The sequence below is a fragment of the Demequina sp. genome, assembly GCF_049841215.1.
GTDB lineage: Bacteria > Actinomycetota > Actinomycetes > Actinomycetales > Demequinaceae > Demequina.
The window spans coordinates 20921-41452 of sequence record NZ_JASGEO010000018.1 but is presented as its reverse complement, the minus strand read 5'-3'; the positions used below and the strand labels follow the sequence as shown (position 1 = coordinate 41452).

Below are 20532 nucleotides of genomic sequence, written 5' to 3'. Positions count from 1 at the left end.
ACCGTGCCACCCCCTATGGCGCCTCAATCGGTTATCCACAGGCAAAGCAAAGCGGCCGCCCTCCGTTAAGGAGGACGGCCGCTTTCGCGAACTACTTAGGCCTTGCCGAGGATGCGGTTCAGCTTGGTGCCGCACACGGGGCATTCGGCCTTCGCCATTCGGCGGCCGTTCTCGGAGATGACGACCTTGCCCTCGGTGGAGCGCTTGTCCTTGCACTTCACGCAGTAGAACTCGCCAGAGTACGTCTCGTCAGCCATGTGGCTCTCCCTTTGTCATTGCGTGCTGGTGCACGCGCTTTGTGGCCACACGGGCCTCTTGTGCACAAGCCTAGACGGGCGTGAGCACGATTTCGCGCCAATTACGCGTCGACGTGTCGGATCAGTCCGTGTTTGTTGGGGGCTCGTCGTTGGGCTCGGATTCGCTTGGGGCGTCGCCAAGCCCGCCCTCGAGCATCCGCTGCAGCTCGGCGTCGACATCATCGGACGCCCCACGCGTGTCCACCCACTGCTGCCAGTTCGCGAGCTGCTCTGGCCGCGGCGGGAGGTCGGGGTGGGACCAGATGGCGTCGCGCTCGGCGGCACCAACGCTGCGCGTGAGTGAGCCCCACATCGCGGAGGCGTCGCGCAACCGGCGTGGCCGCAGGTCAAGGCCAAGCAGGTTCGCGAAGGCGTCCTCTGCGGGACCGCCTGCCGCGCGCCGCCTGCGCATCATCTCGCGCAGCGAACCGATCGACGGCAGGTGTGGCGCAGCGGCCACGGTGGTCACCTCGTCCACCCATCCCTCAATCAGCGCGAGCCACGTCTCGATCTGCTCGAGCGTCGCGGCCTGTTCATCGGTGTGATGGCTCGCGAAGATCCCGCGAGTAAGCGCCTCCTGGAGGGCGGCGGGATCCCCAGCCCCAGCGTCGGACACCGCGCGGTCAAGAGCGTCGAGGTCGATCGTGATTCCTGCCGCGTACCGCTCGATGGCCGCATGCAGCTGGCCGGGCAGCCATGGCGCGGCGGCGAAGAGTCGAACGTGCGCGGCCTCGCGAAGCGCGAGGTAATCCTGCACTTCCTTTGCTGGCACGTCGAGCCCCGCGGAGAACCCCTCGATCACGCTTGGCACGAGCGCCACGCGCGGCTGGGGGAGCAGCGGGATGCCGAGGTCCGTGCCGCCGAATACCTCGAGCGCCGCTTGGCCCGCGGCCTGACCCATGTGCATGCCGCACACCGTGGGAGGCACCGAGCCGAGCAGGCCACCCATCGTGCCCTCCGATTCCGCGTGCAGCACCGAGCTCAGCGCGCTCGAGACGCTCACCGCCACCGGCCCCGCGAGCACGCGCCACGTGGGCAGGGTCGCCTCCACCCATTGCGCACGGCTCCACACATGCGGCTCCTCACGAGACGGGTCGAAGTCAGTTGCGGCGTCGAGCCACAGTTCTGCGCGGCTCACCGACTGCCGGTAGTCCGACGCTGTGGCGGCGCTCACGGTGGGGTCGCCTCCCTGCGCGGCGACACCGCGGGCGACGTCGTGCGCGAGCGTCCAGTTGACGTCTTCGCCTTGGCTCTGCGTCATGAGGGAGCGAATCTGGCCGAGGACGTGATCCATCATCTCCGGCGACTGCGCGAGGCCGGACGCCTCGGCGATCTGCTTGGGGTCAAGTCCCATCCGCTCAAGCTCTTCGAGGGCGCGCTCCGCGTCGTCGCCAAAGAGCTCGCGCAGCAGGCGCATCCATGGGGTGTCGTCGGTGGTCACTGCGCCTCCCTAGCGCGCGGCGGACGCCGCGCTCACCAACGTAACGCGCGGGCTAGGGGTTTGTGCTCTTCGTTCGCTATGAGCATGGGCGCGAATCGGCGATGATTGTCCACGTGAACCCGGACACCGATGTGGACACCTTGGCGCCAGAGCCGCTCGAGTTTGCCGACGAGCAAGCCGCACGCAGGGCGACAGTGCTGTCCGTGACGGGACTCGCGGTCTCCATCCTCATTGCTGCGCTCACTATCATTCCGGCGGCTTTCGCGATCGGCTCTGCCGGGCCGACGTTCGACACGCTGGGAGAGAAGGACGGCGAGCCGCTCGTCACGATCGAGGGCGCGCCCACATACGAGTCCACGGGGGAATTGCGGCTCACCACGGTCTCGGTGGCCGACGCTGGGGGCACGCCGTTCACGATGGGCAGGGTGCTCTCTGCGTGGGTTTCGCAGCGCGAGTACACGTTGCCGCGAGAGTGGGTGTTTGGCTCCCCTAAGGACGAGGACGCCGTGGCGGAGCAGTCCCGCACCGACTGGATCTCGTCTCAAGAGAGCGCCACGGTGGCGGCGCTCGAGGAACTGGGACACCCCGTGCCGGCGACGATCACCGTTGCCGAGGTGCCGGAAGACTCCGGGGCCGCGGGGCATCTCCAAGAGGATGACGTCATCGTGGCCGTAGACGGCACCACGATCACCACCTACGACGACCTCGCGGACGTGATGGAGTCGAAGACGCCAGGCGATGCCATCACGGTGACCGTGAAGCGCGGCGGGGTGCAGCTGGACCAGACCTTCGACACGAGCGACGACGGCAACGGCAACGCGATTATGGGGATCTACGTGGACCCCACCTTTGACCTGCCCATCGACGTCACGGTGGCGATCGACTCCGTTGGCGGACCGTCCGCAGGTTTGATGTTCTCCCTAGGAATCATGGACAAGCTCACGCCAGAGGACGAGCTGGCGGGCGCCAAGGTGGCGGGCACCGGCACCATCGCCGCGAGCGGCGATGTTGGGCCTATTGGCGGCATCCGTATGAAGATGTGGGGCGCCCACGACGCCGGATCCGCGTACTTCCTGGCCCCCGTCGAGAACTGCGATGAGGTCGTCGGCAACATTCCACCTGGGTTGAGCGTTTTTTCAGTCAACACCCTTGACGACGCCTACACGGCCATCGTGGCGATCGGAAAGGGCGACACCGCGTCCCTGCCTACCTGCTAGGTATGGCACCCTGAAGCCTCAAGCCAAACAGCCACAAAGGATGTGCCCCGTTGACGTTCGACGCCGACCGTAGCGCTTCACCCTCCCGCCCCATGCCCGCGCGCAGGCGCTCGCCCGTGGCGGTCACCGCCGTGGTGGTGGGCATCGTGATCGTGCTCGCGATCGCGGTGGCCAATGTGTGGACCGAGTGGCAGTGGTACGGCCAGGTGGGCTACACCGAGGTATGGCGCACCCAGTGGGTCGCGCGTTTGGTGACGTTCCTGGTATTTGGCCTTATTGCGGGCGGTGCTTTGTGGCTCACGCTGTGGATCGCGAGGCGCGTGCGGCCAGAGCTTGGCGGCCGTCCAGCGCTTGACCGGTATCGCGAGCAGGTGCGGCCACTCGAGCGCGCCGTGATGTGGATCGCGCCGGTCTTCGTTGGCGTGATCGCCGGCGCCGTGATGTCTTCGCGGTGGCGAGAGATCCTTGCGTGGCTCAACTCCACCTCGTTCGGCGTCAAGGATCCACAGTTTGGGCTTGACGCCTCGTTCTACGTCTTCACCCTCCCTGTGCTGCACGCGCTCGTAGGGTTCTACTTGACGATCCTCATCCTGTGCACCGCGCTCGCGGCCTTCGTGCACTTGCTCTACGGCGGCATCTCCGGAGGCGGCCGCAACTTCGTGGCCTCCAAGGGTGCCCGCATTCAGCTCGCGGTGATGGGCGCGCTCATCATGCTTGGCGTGGCCGCCAACTACTGGCTGCAGCGCTACAGCCTCCTCAACAAGGTGGGGGAGAAGTTCTACGGGGCGTCGTTCACCGACATCAACGCCGTGCTCCCGTCGCGCGGCATTCTCGTGGGCATCTCGATCATCGTTGCGGGCGTGTTCCTGCTCGTCATTTGGCGGGCCGACTGGCGCATCCCCGCCGTTGGTGTTGGTCTGCTGCTCGTTGCCGCGATCGCCATTGGTGGCATCTATCCCGCGGTCATTCAGCGCTTCACGGTGACGCCGAACGTGCTGGAGAAGGAGACCCCCTTCATCAAGCGCAACATCGACGCCACGCGCTACGCCTATGGACTCGACAAGGTTGAGGTCACGGACTACAGGGCCACCACAGAGGCCGACGCTGACGCTTTGCGCGCGGATGCGGACACCACCACGCAGATTCGCCTCTTGGACCCCAATGTGGTGGCCCCCGCCTTCCAGCAGCTGCAGCAGAACAAGCAGTACTACAACTTTGGCGACACGCTCCAGGTGGACCGGTACCGGGTGGGCGATGAGATCCGCGACACCGTCATTGCCGTTCGCGAACTCAACCTCGACGGACTGAGCGACGCCAACCGCAACTGGGTGAACGACACCACCGTATTCACTCACGGATTCGGCGTTGTTGCCGCCTACGGCAACCGCGTGAAGCTCGATGGCCAGCCCACATTCTGGGAGGGTGGCATCCCCTCCGCAGGCGACATGGGGGACTACGAGCCCCGCGTGTACTTTGGCCAGAACCTGCCGCTGTACTCGATCGTCGGGGCCCCTGCGGGCACCACCCCATGGGAGCTTGACTACCCGGACGACAACTCGGAGACGGGCCAGGTGAACTCCACGTTCACGGGTGACGGCGGGCCGTCAGTGGGCAACATCTTCGCGAAGCTCATGTACGCGATTCGCTTTGGCGAGGAGCAGATTCTGCTCTCCGACCGCGTCACGAGCGAGTCGCAGGTGCTCTACTACCGTGACCCCCAAGAGCGCGTGCAGAAGATCGCCCCATACCTCGAGCTCGACCAAACCACGTACCCAGCGGTCGTTGACGGGCGTGTGGTGTGGGTAGTGGACGGCTATACGACCACCTCGCAATTTCCTTACTCCGCAGCGGTGACCCCCACCGGAGTCTTCTATGGGAATGCCGATGCCACAGCGTCGGGCATGTCGCCGAGCCCTATCAACTACATCCGCAACTCCGTGAAGGCCACGGTGGATGCGTACGACGGCACCGTGAACCTCTACGCGTGGGATACGGAAGACCCGATCCTGCAGACGTGGGAGAAGGTGTTCCCCGCCTCGTACAAGCCGATTTCCGAGATCTCTGGCGCGCTCATGAGCCACTTGCGCTACCCGGAAGACCTCTTCACGGCGCAACGCTTCCAGCTGCAGTCGTACCACGTGACGGATCCGGCGACGTTCTTCAACGGCTCGGACTCGTGGAACATCCCCAACGACCCCACCAAGGAGACGCAGAAGCAGCCGCCGTACTACCTGTCGCTGCAGATGCCTGACCAGGAGGCGCCGTCGTTCTCGCTCACGGGCACGTTTATCCAGGGTGGTGAGAACCCCCGCAACATCCTCACGGGCTACCTCGCGGTGGATTCGGAGACGGGTGATACCCCTGGCGAAGTGGCCGACGGGTACGGCACGTTGCGCCTGCTCGAGTTGCCGCGTGACACCACGATTCCTGGCCCCGGCCAGGTGCAGAACAACTTCTCCACGGACACCGACGCGCAGACCACGCTTAACCTGCTGCGCCAAGGTGACTCCACGGTCATCAACGGCAACCTCCTTACCGTGCCCGTTGGCGGCGGCCTGCTGTACGTGCAGCCCGTGTACGTGGAGGCGAAGGCCGGCACCAAGGTGCCGCTGCTGCGCAAGGTCTTCGTGGCCTTTGGCGATGAAGTGGGCTTTGCGGACACGCTGCAGGGCGCGCTTGACCAGGTGTTCGGCGCGGGTGCAGCGGAAGAGCCGGAGGAGCCAGGCACGGAAGAGCCGGGCACGGAAGAGCCCACGGAGCCGACGGACCCCGACACCCAAGCGGCCCAGCAGGCGCTCAACTCCGCGCTGACGCGGGCCCAGCAGGCGATCGAGGCGGGCCAGGACGCGCTCGCGGTCGGTGACTTCGCGGCGTACGGCCAGGCCCAAGAGGACCTCGCTAACGCGCTCGAGGACGCTGTCGCCGCGTCTCGCAGGCTCGAGGGCAACACGGACGCGGAGCCCACGGCTAGCCCGGACGCGTAGCGGAAGGGGCGCGATTTGGCCCCCTTCATTGCGTCAGGTAAACTAGATTCTTGCCGACGCGGGGTGGAGCAGCTCGGTAGCTCGCCGGGCTCATAACCCGGAGGTCGCAGGTTCAAATCCTGTCCCCGCTACGAATCGAAAAGGGGCCCTCACCAGATGGTGAGGGCCCCTTTCGCTTTCCCGCGCTAGGAGCGGCCCGACGCTGTGGCCGGGCTCGCGCCTACGTCGCCGGAGTTGGTTCCTCCGCAGCCCCCGCGAAGGGGTGCTCACGCTCGAGAGCCGAGCCCTCCACGTCCACGTTCGGCAGGAGCTTGTCGAGCCATTTTGGCAGCCACCACGCGCCGTCTCCCACGAGGTGCAGCACCGCGGGGATGATGACCATGCGCACCACGAATGCGTCGAATAGCACGCCGATCGCGAGCCCAAAGCCCATGGGCCTGATCATCGCGATGTGGGAGAACACGAAGCCTCCGAAGACCGAGATCATGATGATCGCGGCGGCCGTGACCACGGCGCGGCCGTGGCGAAGGCCTGCAACGACGGCGTTCCGCGCCGGCAGCCCGTGCACGTAAGCCTCACGCATGCCGGAGGCCAGGAACAGCTGGTAGTCCATGGCGAGGCCAAAGAGGATTCCCGTGAGCATGATCGGCAGGAAGCTCAGGATGGGGCCGGGATCGTGGACGTCGAAGAGGGAGCCGAGCCAGCCCCACTGGAACACGGCGGTCACGAAGCCGAGGGCGGCGAAGAGGCTCAGCACAAAGCCAGCAGTGGCGATGACCGGCAGCAGCAGTGAGCGGAACACCACGATCAGGATGATGATCGACAGCCCCACGACCACGACGAGGTACAGCGGCAGCGCGTCCGCGAGCTTCTCGGAGATGTCGATGTTGCCGCTCGCCTCGCCTGCCACACCAAGCACGGTGCCGTCGGCAAGCGTGGCGTTGTCGCGCAGCGCGTGCACGAGTTCTTCCGTGGACTCGGACGAGGCGCCCTCCTTGGGGATCACCTGGAAGGCGAGGAAGCTATTGTCGTCGGACACGGCTACGGGCACCACGGCCACGACATCGTCGTAGGACGCGATCTCGTTGCTTACGGCCACCTGGGCGGCGAGCACCTCGTCATCGGTGACCGGCGCGGGCAGGGCTGCGGTCACGAGCAGCGGGCCGTTGATGCCCTCTCCAAACTCGGCGCCGATCGTCGAGTACGCCTTGTACTGGGTGGAGTCGGCGGGTTCCTGGCTGCCGTCGGGCAGGCCAAGGCGCATCGAGGCCGCGGGAATCGCGATGACGCCAAGCGCGATCACCGCGACGATGAGCGACAGCACCGCGCGGCCAGTGCGCATGGGCTTCGCCTCTGGCTCGGCGTGCTCCGGCGCGCCGACGCTCGTGCGCGCATTCTTGCCGAGCGCGCGCATACCGATGAGGCCAAGCAGCGCCGGGGTCAGGGTGATGGCGATAAGCACGGCTACGGCGACGCAGAACGCCGCGACCGTGCCCATGATGCCCATGAACGGGATGCCCGTGATGTTGAGCGCGAGCAGCGCGATGAGCACGGTAGAGCCCGCGAAGACCACGGCATTTCCTGCGGTTCCGTTCGCCAGGCCGACGGACTCGGTCACCTCCATGCCGCGCTTCAGTTGGGTGCGGTGGCGGTTGACGATGAACAGTGAGTAGTCGATGCCGACGGCGAGGCCGAGCATGACGCCGAGCACTGGCGTCACGGACTGCATGTCGACGACGCCAGAGAAGGCGAGTGCGGTGGCAACGCCGATGCCAACGCCAACGGCGGACGTCACGATGGGCAGCAGGGCGGGCAGCAAGGCCCGCATCATCACGATGAGCACCACGAGCGCGAGGAGCACACCCACGATCTCACCGACACCGAGGATGCCCTCGGGGCCGCTCACGAATTCCGCGGAGAAGTACGCGTTGACGCCGTCTGGCACCTGGGCCTCGACGGTCTCGACAACGGTGTCCTTGTCGCCCTGCGGCACGCCGTGAACCTCGGTGTCGAACTGCACCACGCCAAGGGCGGCTGCGCCGGACTCGGACACGGTCGTGAGGCCCGCCGCGTTCGCGGCAAGCTGCTCTCCAAGCGCCAACTGCTGCTCGCCAGCGTCAAGCTGCGCCGTGCTGTCGTCGAGCTGCTTCTGCTGTGCGGCGAAGTCGTCTGCCATGGCGTCGTACATGCCGGCCTCTGTGGCCTGCGCGATCGCGGCGTCCAGCTGCTCCTGACCCTGCGCAACCTGCTCGCGTCCCTGCTCAATCTGGGTCTTGGAGTCCGCGAGTTCTTGCATCTGCGCGTCGCGCTGCGCTTGGGTGGCGAACGGATCGACAACGCCCGTGACGTGCTCGATCTCTGTGGCGGAAGCAAGCGCGGTGCTGATGGCCTGCTGCTGCTCCGCGGTGAAGGCGGCGCCGTCCTCGGTGGTGAAGACGATGCGTGCGCTGCCACCATCGAGCCCAGCGATCTTGGAGGACATCTCCTCCGTGACGCGCTGCGTTTCGGTGCCAGGGATGGAGAACGTGTCTGCGAGCTTGCCGCCGAACGCGAGGAACGCTCCGGCCGCCGCGAGCAGCGCTACTGCCCACGCGATGATCGCGATGAAGGGGCGAGCCGCGGAGCCGCGCCCAATGCGGAAGAGAAAGTGTGCCACGGAATGCCTTTCCGGCGGGGAGTGGAATGGGAAGGGCGTCGTTGCCGGATATCAGTGTAGGCCCTCGCGGCTAGTTTGGCGACACATGTTGAATAAGTTTTTCGAGGCGGGCACAATGGGGGCGTGGACCCGCGCATCGCCAAGACCAAAGACAAGCTCCAAAGGGCACTCCTCGAACTGGCGAGCGAGAAGGATCTTGACCTCGTGACGGTGCGCGACATCACCGAACGCGCGGGGGTCAACCGCACCACGTTCTACCTGCACTACGCGGATCCCGCCACGCTGCTCGCGGACGCCGTCGACCAGATCGTCGAGCGCGCAGGGGCGGGGCTGCACGACATCGACATCACCGCGAGCGAGCCCCCTGCGCAGCTCGCGGAGTTCCTCACCCACGCGGAACTCAATCGCGAGGTCTACCGCAGGATCTTCGCCGATCCGGGATACGCCCTGGTATATGCCCGCTTGCGCGACAGGCTCCAGGCCACCGTCAAGGTCCGCGGCGAACTCGCCAACATCCCGCACCCAGAAGGCGTCCCCTTCCCGATCATTGCCGCCGCAGTCACGGGTTCCATCCTGGGAATGATCGGTGAGTGGATCGCCGAGGATCCCCACGCAAACCCCACCGAAGCGGCCCGGTGGATATGGCTCATGGTGCGCCCGCCGTCGGGCAGTACGCCCTAGGCGACCGCCGCGCCAAACGCCGCGTGGTCGCGAACCGTAAGGTCCGCGTAGGCGAGCGAGAAGTCTCCCACCGCCTCCGCGAACTCAAGGCCGTCGCCAAGGTACGCGGCCATCGCAATCCTGTCGCCGCCGCGGGCGTGAGCGCGAGCGAGCGTCCACGCGCACAGGCGCCCGTAATTGGTGAGGGCAACCGAATCGAAGCCGGCGGTCTCCACCGAGTACTTCCAGTCGCGCAACTGGCGCACGTAGTAATCCACGTGCTGGTCCTCGCGCCGCGTGCGCTGCCACCCAAGAAGGACGTCGCTCGCCGCTTGCATGATGCGCTGCCCCGTGACCACACGTTCGCCCTGATTGTCGAACTCGGAATCGCCAAGATACGCGGCGAGCACGGAAGCCCGCGCCTCCTTCGCCTGGAGGAGCAGCGGCTCCAAGCCGTCGTGCGCCTCCATGAGCAGCACCCACGCGCGCATACCAACCGAGCCAACGCCCACGACCTTGCGAGCGGCATGGGTGAGCGAGAAGTTCTCGATGAGCAGACGGCGCTCAGGGGTCAGTGACGCGGTGTAGTCGCGGACCAACATCCGCATCCACTCGTACAGGTTGTCGATGTCGATGAGGGTCTCCACGTTCTCTGCGGGAACCAGTAACGGGGGATCCGGCACAAAGCGTGGGTGGCCATCGACGAGTTCCGTGAGCCGGGACAGCGCGTGCAAAGAGGTGCGCTTGTGCGCGGCCTTCACGCTCTTGGTGATCGCCTTCGCTTGTTTCTTCTTGGTGGCGTCCGCAAGCAGCACCAATTGCTCTTGAGCGTCCATGCGCGCGTACCAGACCTCTGTCATAGGGCGCGCGGCAAACTCTGCGAGCGCTACCTGGTACGCCCGCACCGTGGCGACCGCGTTCTCGCGGGCCTCAACATCTGAGTGCCCGTTGTCGCGAGCCGCAACAACCATCGACGCGGCAAGCCGCTTGACGTCCCACTCGAAGGGGCCGGGGAGCGTCTCGTCGAAGTCGTTGAGATCAAACACCAAGCGGCGTTCGGGGGAGCCATAGGCGCCAAAGTTGGACAGATGCGCGTCTCCGCACAACTGGGTCACGAGGCCGGAGTGGGGCAGCGCCCCAAGATCGTCAGCCATGACAAGCGCCGAGCCGCGATAGAAGGTGAAGGGCGACTCAAGCATCCGCTCATGGCGCACGGGGACGAGTTCCTGAACCCGCGTCTCATCCTGGCCGCGCAGCAAGCCAACGGGATCGCGATCGCGGCGCGTGTCCACGTGGGCATGGGCGAAGAGCGGCACGCGCTCGCGCGCCGCTAGCCCCGCGGCCACCGAGGCATCGCGGGTTGGCGAGAACTCGGGAAGCTGGCTGGTGCTCACGTTCCGCATGCTACCGGCGGCGCGTACGCTGATCCTCGGCATTCCGGAAAGGAGCCTCATGGCGAGTTCCGCCAGAACGCGCACGTGGACGCGCACCAGGGTCATTCTGCTCATCGCTTTCGCGTTCACCGTCATGGCGGATCCCGTGTCGTCGGTCGCCTATGCCATCGAAGCGGCGCTGCGAGCCCTCGACAACAACCTGTCGCTGCTGCTTCCCGCAATGGGTCTTGTGGTGCTCGTCGTCGCTCTGGTCGTCGCGAGCTATCACGCCCTTGTTGGCCGCTTCCCTGAGGGTGGCGGATCTGCCGCGGCCGCGGGCAAGGCGTTTGGTGAGGGGGTGTCCTTCATCCCCATGGGAGCGCTCATCGTCGACTTCGTTCTCACCATCGCCATCTCCGTTTCCGCAGGCGCCTCCGCGATCATCGCCTACGTGCCCTCGCTGGCGCAGTGGCGGCTCTCGCTGGCGCTCATTCTGCTGGTGGTGGTTGCGGGAATCGTGTGGTTTGGCCACATCGGAAGGGCCGTGTTCGCGGTGCTCACTATTGGCTTCATCGTCATCGCGGTGGTGGTGTTGTCGCTTGTCTCTGGCGAGGAGCCCGTCGCGGTGACGAGCCCACATGTGGACCACGCGCCGTTGGCCGTGCTGCTTGCTTTCCCCGTAGCCATGGCGCTCGCTACGGGCGTGGAGGCGCCGTCGTCAGCGATCGCGCAGCTTGGCCAGCTCGATGATGACGGCAGGCGCTCGTTTGGGCGCTGGGCGCTGTGGCTCACGCTTGGCATCGTCGGAACGCTCACGCTTGCCCTCACGGCCGCCGCCGTCTTCCTTGGCGTAACGGTGCCTCACGATGACACCACTCTCGTCGCCGAGATAGCGCGGCGGGGTCCGTCCCCCGCCCTCTTTGCGGCGTTCCAGGCCGCCACCGCCTTGCTCCTGTTGAGTGCCGCGAGCTCGTCCTTCCAGGCGGGGCCGGGCCTGCTCAAGGCGCTTGCCCGCCACGATCGCCCCGGCGAGATCAACCACGGAGTGCTGCCCGCCGCGCTTGGCCGCACCAATCGCCACCACGTTCCCGTCGCCGGGCTCGCGGTGTTCTTGGTGCTGAGCGCGGTGGTGGTGGCGATCGCCGGCGCCTACGACCAGCGCCTCGTGCTCTTCTATGCGGTGGCGGTGTTCGTGAGCTTCCTGCTGGGGCTCTTGTCCATGCTGCGCTTTGAGTACCAGGCCCGACGCTGGGGTTGGGTGGCGCTCAATGCCGCCGCCACGATTGCGGTTGGCTTCACGCTGTTGGCCAACCTGACGCGTCCGCAGGCACTCGGGTCGCTCCTTGCGACGGCGATAGTCGCCGCCGGCCTGTACGCGGCATGGGTGCGCGCGGGCAGGCCACGAGGTACCGCCAACGCGGTAGCTGAGGCGGAGGCAGATGCCGCAGACGACGAGGACGCGGACGAGGCAAACGAGGCCAGGGCCTAGACGATCCGTCCCTGGTGCTCCGAGCCGGTAGCGCGGGAACCCGTGCCCACAAAGGTGGGGTCATCCTCCGCCACGAGGTGGCCGTCGGCGAGGCGCACCGTCGAGTCCGCGATGTCCATGAGTGACTGATCGTGTGTCGAGATGAGCGCCGTCATGCCTTGAGTGGAGATGACCTCGCGCAACAGCCCCATGATCGCCGTGCCCGTGTCTGCATCGAGTTGACCGGTGGGCTCGTCCGCGATGAGCAGCTGGGGGTCGTTGGCGAGCGCGCGGGCAATGGCGACGCGTTGCTGCTGGCCGCCGGAGAGCTCCGCCGGGCGCTGATTCATGTGCTTGGACAGGCCCACCATGTCGAGAAGTTCGGCGACGCGCTTGTCCCGCACCGAGGTCTTGGCGTTGCGAAGCCGCATCGGCAGCCCCACGTTCTCGGCCGCGGAGAGCATCGGTACCAGGCCAAACGTTTGGAACACGAACGCCACCGTGTCCCTGCGAAGGCCCGTCCGGGCGCGCTCGGAGAGCTTGGTCACGGTGATGTCGTTGACCACGATCGTGCCGCCGCTTGGGCGGTCAAGCCCGCCAATGCAGTTGAGCAGCGTCGTCTTTCCCGAGCCGGAGCGCCCCACGAGCGCCACGAGCTTTCCGCGCCCCACCTCGAAGCTCACCGCGTCAAGCGCGGTCACCTTTCCGGATCCGGAGCCGTACGTCTTGGTGACCTCGTTCACGGTCACCATGGGGGAGTCAGTCATCGTCGTTCTCCTTTGCGAGCCACGGCGCCCTTGGCAGCGTCCCGCCCGACGGCGGGGTTGGGGGCGTCGGCACGGCGGGCGGCGTCTGCGGCGGCGTCTGCGGTGGCGTCTGCTCGTCGATGTCAGCTGGCGGGGCGTAGGGGTCGTCCTCAGGGGGGCTCGGGGGAGCGGCCACGCGCGGCACGTAGGGCTCGTCATCCGCGGCTATCGGGGCGGCGTAGGTCGCGAGGTTCGCGTAGGGGCTTGGCCGGTATGCCTGTTGGGGGGCGGGCTCCGGCTCCGGCTCCGGCTCCGGCTCCGGCTCCGGGGGAGCAAAGCTCGAGACTACGGGGATAGCGCCCGTGACAGCTGGCGGCTTCGATGGGCTCTCCACCACTGGCCGTGCCAGGTATGGGCTGACAGGAGGCGCTGCGATCGACTCTTCGGACGTCGAAGGAATCTCCTCGGCGACGGGGGGAGCCTGCGGAACCACAGCGTCGGGCTCCTCGGCGGTGACCGGAGCGGGAGGCTCGTGACGCACCTTCTTGACCGAGCCGTCGGGCCAAATGCCGATGTGGTCATCCTCAAGCTCGAGCCGCACGCGGTCCTTGAGCTTGAGCGCGCTGCGGTAGTCGCGGGGAAGCTGCATGCGGCCCGCGCGGTCAAGCACCGCGTACTCCTCGTGGATGGTCTGGGTGACGCCTTCTTCGTCCACGTGCGTGCGGCGCACCACCTCCGTTGCCGTGCGGCCGTCCCTGATGGCGACGGTGCGCTGCACCTGCGAGCTCACCGCGTGGTCGTGGGTCACCACCACCACGGTTGCGCCGAGATCGCGATTGGCGGCGCGGAGCGCCTCGAAAACATCGTCACCGGTAGCCGAGTCGAGCTCTCCGGTTGGTTCGTCAGCGAAGATCACCTCGGGGTTGTTCGCGAGTGCCACCGCGATCGCGACGCGCTGCTGCTCACCGCCAGAGAGCTGTCCGGGCCTGCGCGCGGCTTTGTCGGCCATGCCCATGGCCTCGAGCAACTCCATCGCGTGACTCGCGCGCTTCTTTCCGGTCACCCCGGCGAACGCCATGGGAAGCATCACGTTTTCCTTGGCGCTGAGGTACGCGAGCAGGTTGCGTCCCGTCTGCTGCCACACAAAGCCCACCACTGAGCGACGGTAGGTGAGGCGATCCGCGTGCGTCATCCGCAACAGGTCCCAGCCGGCAACGCGCGCCGCTCCGGCAGTGGGCACGTCGAGACCAGAAAGGACGTTCAGCAGAGTGGACTTGCCGGAGCCGGACTGTCCGACGATGGCGATCATCTCGCCCTTATCGACGAGCAGGTCAAGGCCCTGCAGCGCCTGGACCTCGATGTTCTCCACCTGATAGATGCGCACCAGGTTGTCGCACACGATGAGAGCGTCCGCACCGTACTCAACGGTGGGCGCGGTCAGGGTCTCTGTAGTCATTGTTGCCTCCCTCATCGGGACTCTCCCCAGCGAAGCACTTCGCTGAGCTTGTTGCGGCGGTGCGCGAGCACCTCCACCGCCACCGAGAAGAACAGCAGCACCAGAATGCCGCCGCCAACGATGGCGAGGAATGGCCAGTTGGCCGTGAGCGGGGGCTCGCTGAGCCCGCCGGAAAGGAGCTTGAGTCCCAGCGTGTCGCCGAGCAGCCACATGATTGCGACACCCGCGATCGCGCCGCCGAACACGGCCGCAAGCGTGAGCGGCACAAGTTCGGCGAAGGCGAGCCACCAGCCGTAGCCGGTGCCCATGCCCTGGGTGCGCAGCATCGACAGCGCGCGGCCGCGTTCGCGAACCCCACGCAGCACCGTGACGAGCAGCGCGACCGCGGCGAGCAGGCCAACCGCGACCACCGCGATGAAGATGGCGCGCTCCACGCCGCCGATGAGCGCCGAATCCTGCATCGACGCCATCCACGCCTCGCGAGTGATGACGGTGCTCTGGTCAATCCCGGTCATCCCTGTCACCGCCTCGGCGGCCCCTGGCCCAGAGACGAACGCGATGTTGCTCACCACGGGCTCGTCGAACGTGTACGCGAGCAAGGGCTCCGCGGGCATGATCAGGTACGGGCCGCCCTCGGTCCAACCTTCCGGCGTGATCTCGGCTAGGCCATCGATGTCGATCGGCACGTAGACGCGACCCACGTATACGGAGGTCGTGTCGTGCACGTCGACGTCAATGATCTCTTGGGAGGCGAGCGAGGGGATGGGGTCGCCTGCTCCTATCCCGGCCGCAGCGTCGTACATCTTCTGCAGCGACGACACGTCGGTGACTCCGGACATCGTGAGGATCGTGGGGTAGTTCTCGTCCATGGCGAGGAGGAATGCTTCGGTGTAATCGGAGCCGACAGCGATGGTCGCCTCTGGCTTGGTGAGGCCGCGAGACACGACGAGGCCCTGGCCCTCGAGCGCCGCCGCTTCCTCGTCGGTGACCTGTGACTCGATGCGGACGTCCGCACCAACGCGATCCCACGACGCCTGTTCCTGGCCTGCGTGCACGGTCGACACCAAGAGCCCGCCAGAGACGGCAATGCCCACCGCGAGCGTGATCCCGAGAAGGGGTAGCCCAGGGATGCTCTCTCGCGCCTTGGCGAGCGAGATCACGCCTGCGACACCGCGCGTGCGCTTGGCGAAGAACTGGATGACCGCCATGGGAGCGGGGTATAGACGGATGACGATGACGACCACGGCGAGAGCGATCAGCACCGGAGCCGCCGCCAGGAAGGGATCGATGCCCTGCGTGACGTTCTGCAACACGCTGCGACCGCGCAGGCTCACCACGGCCGCGGCCGCAATGACGATGGTGAGGGCCTCGAGCGTGAGGCGGCGCGCGCGCTTCGCCTTAGCGACCTTGGCGCGGTCCTGCCGGTTGGCGGCCTCGCGCCGTCCCGTCCACATTCCTCGCGCCTGGAGGGAGCCGAGAACGGGAGAGCTCAACGCGGCCGCGAGCGCAACCACCCACAGCAGCCCGCTAGACAGCGATGCCTGCGGTGCGAAGACGGACGTGAGGATGATGCCCGCGGCGAGGCCAACGCCCGTCATGAGCAGCGCCTCCACGAGCAGCCGCAGGCCGATCGACAGCACGGACGCGCCACGGGCGCGCTCGAGCGCGATGTCGTTCTGCCTACGCGTAAGCACCAGAGCGGCCATGAGTGCGATCACCACCGCGGCAACGGAGACAACGCCCGCGATGATGACGGACATCTGGGCGAGTGCTGCGCGAGCGCGGGCCGGGTACTCGGAGAGCGCCTCGTCCAGGCCCGTCTTCACGACGATGTTGACGCCGTCCATCTCCGGACCGGTGAGCGCCTTGGCGTCCGCGGACAGGGTGCTGACCTCGCTTGCAACGCCCTTTGCGAGGTCCAGTGTCATCGCGTCGGGGTCAATCTGAATGCGGACCGTGCCGGGGAACGGAGTGCGCAGTGCAGAGCTGACACCGTCGTACGTCTCTTCAGACATCATGATGGTGCCGCGTCGCAGGCCGGGTCCGGCACCCTCGTCGGCGACGAGGGGAGCGGTGAACTCCGGGAAGTGCTCCCACACGTCGGCCTCGGGATCCGCGGGTTCGACGATGCCGACCACCTCGAGGATGAGGCTCTCTCCCACAGAGGTGCTGACCTGGGTCTGGTAGCCGATGCCTATTTCAAGGGCATCCGCGACCTCTTGCGAGATCGCCACTTCGGTGGGGGGCACGGTTGCGCCGGGAGTGGTGACGTCAGAGGGGCTAGGCGGGGCGTCGGGAAGTCGCCCGTCAACGAGCGTCACCTCCGCCTCGTTGGCGAAGCCAAACTGGAAGTAGTCGCCAACCCGGGGATCCTTGACGAGTTCCTTGCCGTCCTCTTCGTTGGCCTCGATCGCTGCCGGAGTTGCGCTCCAGCCGATCGGAACCTGACCCGAGAGCAGCCACGTGTCATACCCGCTCACCACGGACTTGGTGTTGGGCGGCAGGTTCTCGACGACCATCTCGCCAAGGGACGCGAAACCGGCAACGGGCAGGCCCCGGATTGAGCTGACGTTGTCTCCGCCCGGATTGCCCACCGGCACGGTGACGTAGATGTCTGCGGCGGGGCCGGCAGCCGTGACCGCGTCCGCGGCGCCGTCGTCGATGGTGCGGCGCACGAGCTCCGGCCCGGCGAGGGCGAGCACCGTCGCGAGCCCCACGATGAGGGCGGAGCTCACCACGAGCCAGCGGTCGCGCCACATGCGCCTGCGCACGAGTAGTCCCATCGCCGCGAACGTGCCGTTGCCGCCACCGGGACCGCCACTCGCGGGGGCGACGTCGATCATCATCGTGTCCGTCATCGCTCATCCCCCAGCCGCAGCATCTCGGCGGGTTTGATGCGCCGCAGCATGATGCTCACGATGATCACGGACACCAGCAGGACGGCCGCCACTTCGAGCGCGAGCAGGCCAACGGCCTCCCACGGAATCTCCACCACGACGCTTGGGGTCGGTGGCCTGCCGTCGGGCCCAACAGAGACCAGCGGCGCCACGAGGTAACTGAGCGCGACTCCAAGTCCCACACCAAAGACGAGGCCGAGGAAGGACAGCAGGGCATTCTCCGAGGCGACGATGCGCAGCAGCTGGCCACGCAGTACGCCAATGGCCCGCATCTGCGCGAGCTCGATCTCTCGAGCACGCACGGTGACGATCGCGTGGACCGCAAAGCCGAGTGCGGCGAGCACCACGGCGGCACCCGTCACGAGCCACAACGCCGCTTGGATCGCCACGCGCAGCGGGTCCGTCTTGAGGTCTTCGGCGAGGCCTGCCTGGGTGGTGAGCGCTGCCTCTTCCGGCAATGCGCTCGCGTAGTCCGCGGCGGCGGTGTCGCCAAGGTCAACCCACCACTCGCGGGGGTTGATGACGTTTCCACCCGCCTGGACCATCGCCACCTGCAGGTTCGCGATGTTCGTTGCCACGGCGGGCTTGCCGAGCGTGTCACCCGCGAGGGCTGGCACGCGCTCGGCGATGTAGGCGGGAAGCACCGTGTTCATGACCTCAATGGAGACGGGGGTGTCGAGCTCAAGGTTCGAGTCCTTCATCGCCGACGAGGTGGCAACGATGCGCACGGGAGACGCGGTGTCCGCCGCGGTCAGCACCAGGGACACGGGCTCTCGCGTGAGACCGGAGGGAGACGCGATCACGCGCATGTGGATCTGGTCCTTGACCGGGCTCAGGGAGTCAACGCCAACGCCGTTGTTGCTCACGGTCCAATCGAGTTCTGCAGGGATGTCGAGCGGGGTGGAGTCCACCACGCTCGGCACGTCGGGCGCGGGCACCGTGAGCGTTGGCGTCTCGGCCGCCACGTTGTCGATGGACACCTCAAGCGCGAGCGGCCGGGTTTCGTCGATCACGGCACCCTCGCCGCCGTCAAGGGACACCCAGGTCGCTTGCAGGCCAACGAGGTACATCGGCGTGGAGTAGTTCTCAAGGTCTGCGGACATCGCGATCTGGCCCGTGAGGTGATAGTCCTCTCCGTCGAGCGGAATCTGCCCAAACCACACGGTCTGATAGTCGCCAAAGTCGTTGCGGATCACGCCGCGCAACTGCAGTTGGACGTCGCCCATGTCCTGGGTGGCGCGCGCATTGACATCGAGCGCGAGCTGCTGCGGCTTTCCAGGAATCTCGATGGGGTCCACTTCGGCGGGTACGTCGCCGCCAACCGTCGAGGCGACGCGAGCGCCGGCAATCTCGTTGAGGCGGCCAACGCCGTAGGTTTTGAGGCCCGCGGTGTCCGTGGCAACGAGCGTGACGGCCGCGCCCGCGAAGGTGTTTGTTTGGAAGCCTTGGGGGGTCATGCCCAGCTTCGCGGCCTGTTCAACAACGGCCGACGCTGTGGCCGGGTTGTCGCCAACCGCCACTTGGGCGCGCTGGGACAGCCATGGCCCGGGAACGTCCGTCACGATCGCGGCGGGTGGGTGCCGGTAGAGCGCTTGGTCGTCCTGAGACTGGTGCCACGACGTCAAGAACGTGACGGAGAAGGTGCCGATGGACACTGCGAGCGTGAGCAGCAGGATCGCGGAGACCGCGCGGGCGGCCCTGCGTCCCACCTCCCACGCGGCGAGAGGAAGCACCGCACGGCGGCCGCGCGCGGCGATCGCCTCGAGCACCTTCGAGGCCGGGGGAATGAGGCGCACCGCGACAAGGGCGCCCGCGAGTAGCGCGAGCGCGGGGCCGGCAGCGAGCAGCGGATCCACCGTGGCCACGGAGCCGCTTGCGAGCACGGGGGAGCGGTAGTTCTTGAGCTGCCAATAGGCGAGGATCGCGAGCGCGAGCACCGCGAGGTCAAGCCCGGAACGTTGGAATGCCGCGCGGCGCCCTGGCCGGGAACGGGCCTGCTCCGCGTCCACGAACGTGCCCTGCCTGCGCATGAGCGGCGCCACCAGGATGATGATGAGGATGACCCCGACGATGCCCGTGACAACCCACGTGAGCGGTGGGATGCCGGGGTCAATATCCATCCCCGCGTCTTGCATGACCTGGGTGCGCGCGAGCGCAAGGTAGGCGAGGCGCGCGAGCGGGGCGGCGGCGAGCGTGGTGGCGGCGCCGAGCGCGATGGCCTCGATGAACCCAAGGCGGAACAGCTGGCGGCCGGAACCGCCGCGAGCCACCATGAGGTGCTGCTCCGCGTAGCGGCGCTCTGCCATGAGGCGCGCGGTCTGGCTGAGCGCCGCGATCGCGAGCACCAGTAGCAGCAGGCCCGTCACGAGCACGCTTGAGCGAGTAACGGCGAGCGAACCGGCGACGTTGCCGAGCGTCTCGTTGAGTCGCGTCGAGATGTCTACCGATGAGGCGGAGTCGCCGAGGCTGCGGATCGCCGTGCGCTCGAGGTCTCCCGTGCGGCCAACGACCGCGGTGACCTCTTCAAGGGAGGTGGTTGAAAAGTCGGGCGTATAGGTGACGACGACGGACTCGAGTGGCGCCACCTCGACGTCCTCCTGCACGGTGTACAGAGGCCCGTAGCCGTCGGTCGTCACGCGCCCGCCCGTGAACGGCACGATCGTATTGGGGTTGTGCGTGGTACCGAGGTAGCGGTCGTAGAGCCACGCCGGATCCTCAACGTCTTTGACCGTGTAGGTGCCAACGATCAGGTAGTCGTGCAGGTCCTTCGACGTGGCGTACGGCGCAAGCGTGAGCGTGTCGCCCACCTCCCCGTCGATGTCGTACAGGAAGGCGGGGGGCACGATGATCTGGACGGGCCCGCTCCCTGCGGCCTGCGGGGCTTGACCCGAGCGGATCATCACGAGGTCATCGAGCTGGTCGGAAGAGCCCAGGTAGGCGAACGCGAATGGGCGGTCCTCCCGCGGCACGGACAGGTATGAGCCCTGCGTGTTGACGCTGCGCGCGTAGGGAACGTCGCCAAAGAGGTCCGCCGCCATGTCGTCCGCGCGGCCAAGAATGTCGTCGACGGGAGCGTTGGGTTCCACATCAAGCGTCAGAGCCACGTCTTGGGCCGACGCTTCGGTGAGTGCCGTACGAGCCGCGAAGGTTTCGGTGGCGGCCGCGAGCAAATACAGGGTGGCGAGCAGCGTGGCCGCGAGGACGGACACGGCGAGCACGACGGCAAGGAAGGCCCATTGAACGCGGGATCGGCGCACCGCAAGGCGCACTCGCCAGGGTCTCACGCGCTCAACACTCCTTCGCGTTGGGGGTGGCGGCTCCGGGGCCGCGCGGGTTCC

The 20532-nt window shown here is 67.0% G+C and carries 12 protein-coding genes and 1 tRNA gene; 5 read left to right on the top strand and 8 right to left on the bottom strand.

Annotated elements, in window-relative coordinates; genetic code table 11:
- Window positions 1-95 precede the first annotated feature (95 nt).
- Together QM618_RS09680 and QM618_RS09675 are read right to left on the bottom strand one after the other, a co-directional pair.
- Complete coding sequence (locus QM618_RS09680; RefSeq protein WP_428097846.1) at window positions 96-257, bottom strand: DUF5679 domain-containing protein; 162 nt, start codon at window positions 255-257, stop codon at window positions 96-98.
- 121 nt (window positions 258-378) lie between these two features.
- Complete coding sequence (locus tag QM618_RS09675) at window positions 379-1737, bottom strand: zinc-dependent metalloprotease (protein ID WP_428097842.1); 1359 nt, start codon at window positions 1735-1737, stop codon at window positions 379-381.
- 62 nt (window positions 1738-1799) lie between these two features.
- Between QM618_RS09675 and QM618_RS09670 the strand changes: the two genes are divergently transcribed.
- From QM618_RS09670 to QM618_RS09660, 3 genes are all read left to right on the top strand, one after another.
- Entirely contained in the window at window positions 1800-2954 is a 1155-nt protein-coding gene (locus tag QM618_RS09670) for a YlbL family protein (protein ID WP_428097836.1), read from the top strand.
- Between the two features lie 92 nt (window positions 2955-3046).
- Entirely contained in the window at window positions 3047-5938 is a 2892-nt protein-coding gene (locus QM618_RS09665) for a UPF0182 family protein (RefSeq protein ID WP_428097832.1), read from the top strand.
- Window positions 5939-5995: 57 nt separating this feature from the next.
- Window positions 5996-6069, top strand: a tRNA-Met gene (locus tag QM618_RS09660).
- 89 nt (window positions 6070-6158) lie between these two features.
- On the opposite strand, the gene QM618_RS09655 is transcribed toward QM618_RS09660, so the two are convergent.
- A complete protein-coding gene (locus QM618_RS09655; protein WP_428097827.1) occupies window positions 6159-8594 on the bottom strand; it encodes an MMPL family transporter in 2436 nt (811 codons plus the stop codon).
- Between the two features lie 123 nt (window positions 8595-8717).
- On the opposite strand from QM618_RS09655, the gene QM618_RS09650 reads away from it, so the two are divergent.
- Window positions 8718-9275 carry a TetR/AcrR family transcriptional regulator gene (locus QM618_RS09650; protein ID WP_428097823.1) on the top strand — a complete coding sequence of 186 codons (558 nt, stop codon included), beginning with the start codon at window positions 8718-8720 and terminating at the stop codon, window positions 9273-9275.
- On the opposite strand, the gene QM618_RS09645 is transcribed toward QM618_RS09650, so the two are convergent.
- Window positions 9272-10648 carry a DUF2252 domain-containing protein gene (locus QM618_RS09645; RefSeq protein ID WP_428097819.1) on the bottom strand — a complete coding sequence of 459 codons (1377 nt, stop codon included), beginning with the start codon at window positions 10646-10648 and terminating at the stop codon, window positions 9272-9274. The two genes, QM618_RS09650 and QM618_RS09645, sit on opposite strands and share 4 nt — an antisense overlap.
- 58 nt (window positions 10649-10706) lie before the next feature.
- On the opposite strand from QM618_RS09645, the gene QM618_RS09640 reads away from it, so the two are divergent.
- Window positions 10707-12116 carry an amino acid permease gene (locus QM618_RS09640; RefSeq protein ID WP_428097816.1) on the top strand — a complete coding sequence of 470 codons (1410 nt, stop codon included), beginning with the start codon at window positions 10707-10709 and terminating at the stop codon, window positions 12114-12116.
- On the opposite strand, the gene QM618_RS09635 is transcribed toward QM618_RS09640, so the two are convergent.
- The 4 genes from QM618_RS09635 to QM618_RS09620 are packed head-to-tail and all read right to left on the bottom strand — an operon-like array spanning window position 12113 to window position 20478.
- Window positions 12113-12862, bottom strand: coding sequence for an ABC transporter ATP-binding protein (locus tag QM618_RS09635; RefSeq protein WP_428097813.1), 750 nt, complete (start codon window positions 12860-12862; stop codon window positions 12113-12115). The genes QM618_RS09640 and QM618_RS09635 overlap by 4 nt on opposite strands.
- Entirely contained in the window at window positions 12855-14297 is a 1443-nt protein-coding gene (locus QM618_RS09630; RefSeq protein ID WP_428097810.1) for an ATP-binding cassette domain-containing protein, read from the bottom strand. The genes QM618_RS09635 and QM618_RS09630 overlap by 8 nt, the downstream gene beginning before the upstream one ends.
- Before the next feature lie 11 nt (window positions 14298-14308).
- Window positions 14309-17155, bottom strand: a complete 2847-nt coding sequence (locus QM618_RS09625) for an FtsX-like permease family protein (RefSeq protein WP_428097805.1) — start codon at window positions 17153-17155, stop codon at window positions 14309-14311.
- Window positions 17152-20478: an ABC transporter permease gene (locus QM618_RS09620; RefSeq protein ID WP_428097801.1), complete on the bottom strand. Its 3327-nt coding sequence runs from the start codon at window positions 20476-20478 to the stop codon at window positions 17152-17154. The genes QM618_RS09625 and QM618_RS09620 overlap by 4 nt, the downstream gene beginning before the upstream one ends.
- Window positions 20479-20532 lie beyond the last annotated feature (54 nt).

Coding starts and splice junctions, on each gene's coding strand:
- QM618_RS09630 (WP_428097810.1), bottom strand. CDS start 14,297: ATGACTACAGAGACCCTGACCGCGCCCACCGTTGAGTACGGTGCGGAC.
- QM618_RS09625 (WP_428097805.1), bottom strand. CDS start 17,155: ATGACGGACACGATGATGATCGACGTCGCCCCCGCGAGTGGCGGTCCC.
- QM618_RS09665 (WP_428097832.1), top strand. CDS start 3,047: ATGCCCGCGCGCAGGCGCTCGCCCGTGGCGGTCACCGCCGTGGTGGTG.
- QM618_RS09680 (WP_428097846.1), bottom strand. CDS start 257: ATGGCTGACGAGACGTACTCTGGCGAGTTCTACTGCGTGAAGTGCAAG.
- QM618_RS09635 (WP_428097813.1), bottom strand. CDS start 12,862: ATGACTGACTCCCCCATGGTGACCGTGAACGAGGTCACCAAGACGTAC.
- QM618_RS09640 (WP_428097816.1), top strand. CDS start 10,707: ATGGCGAGTTCCGCCAGAACGCGCACGTGGACGCGCACCAGGGTCATT.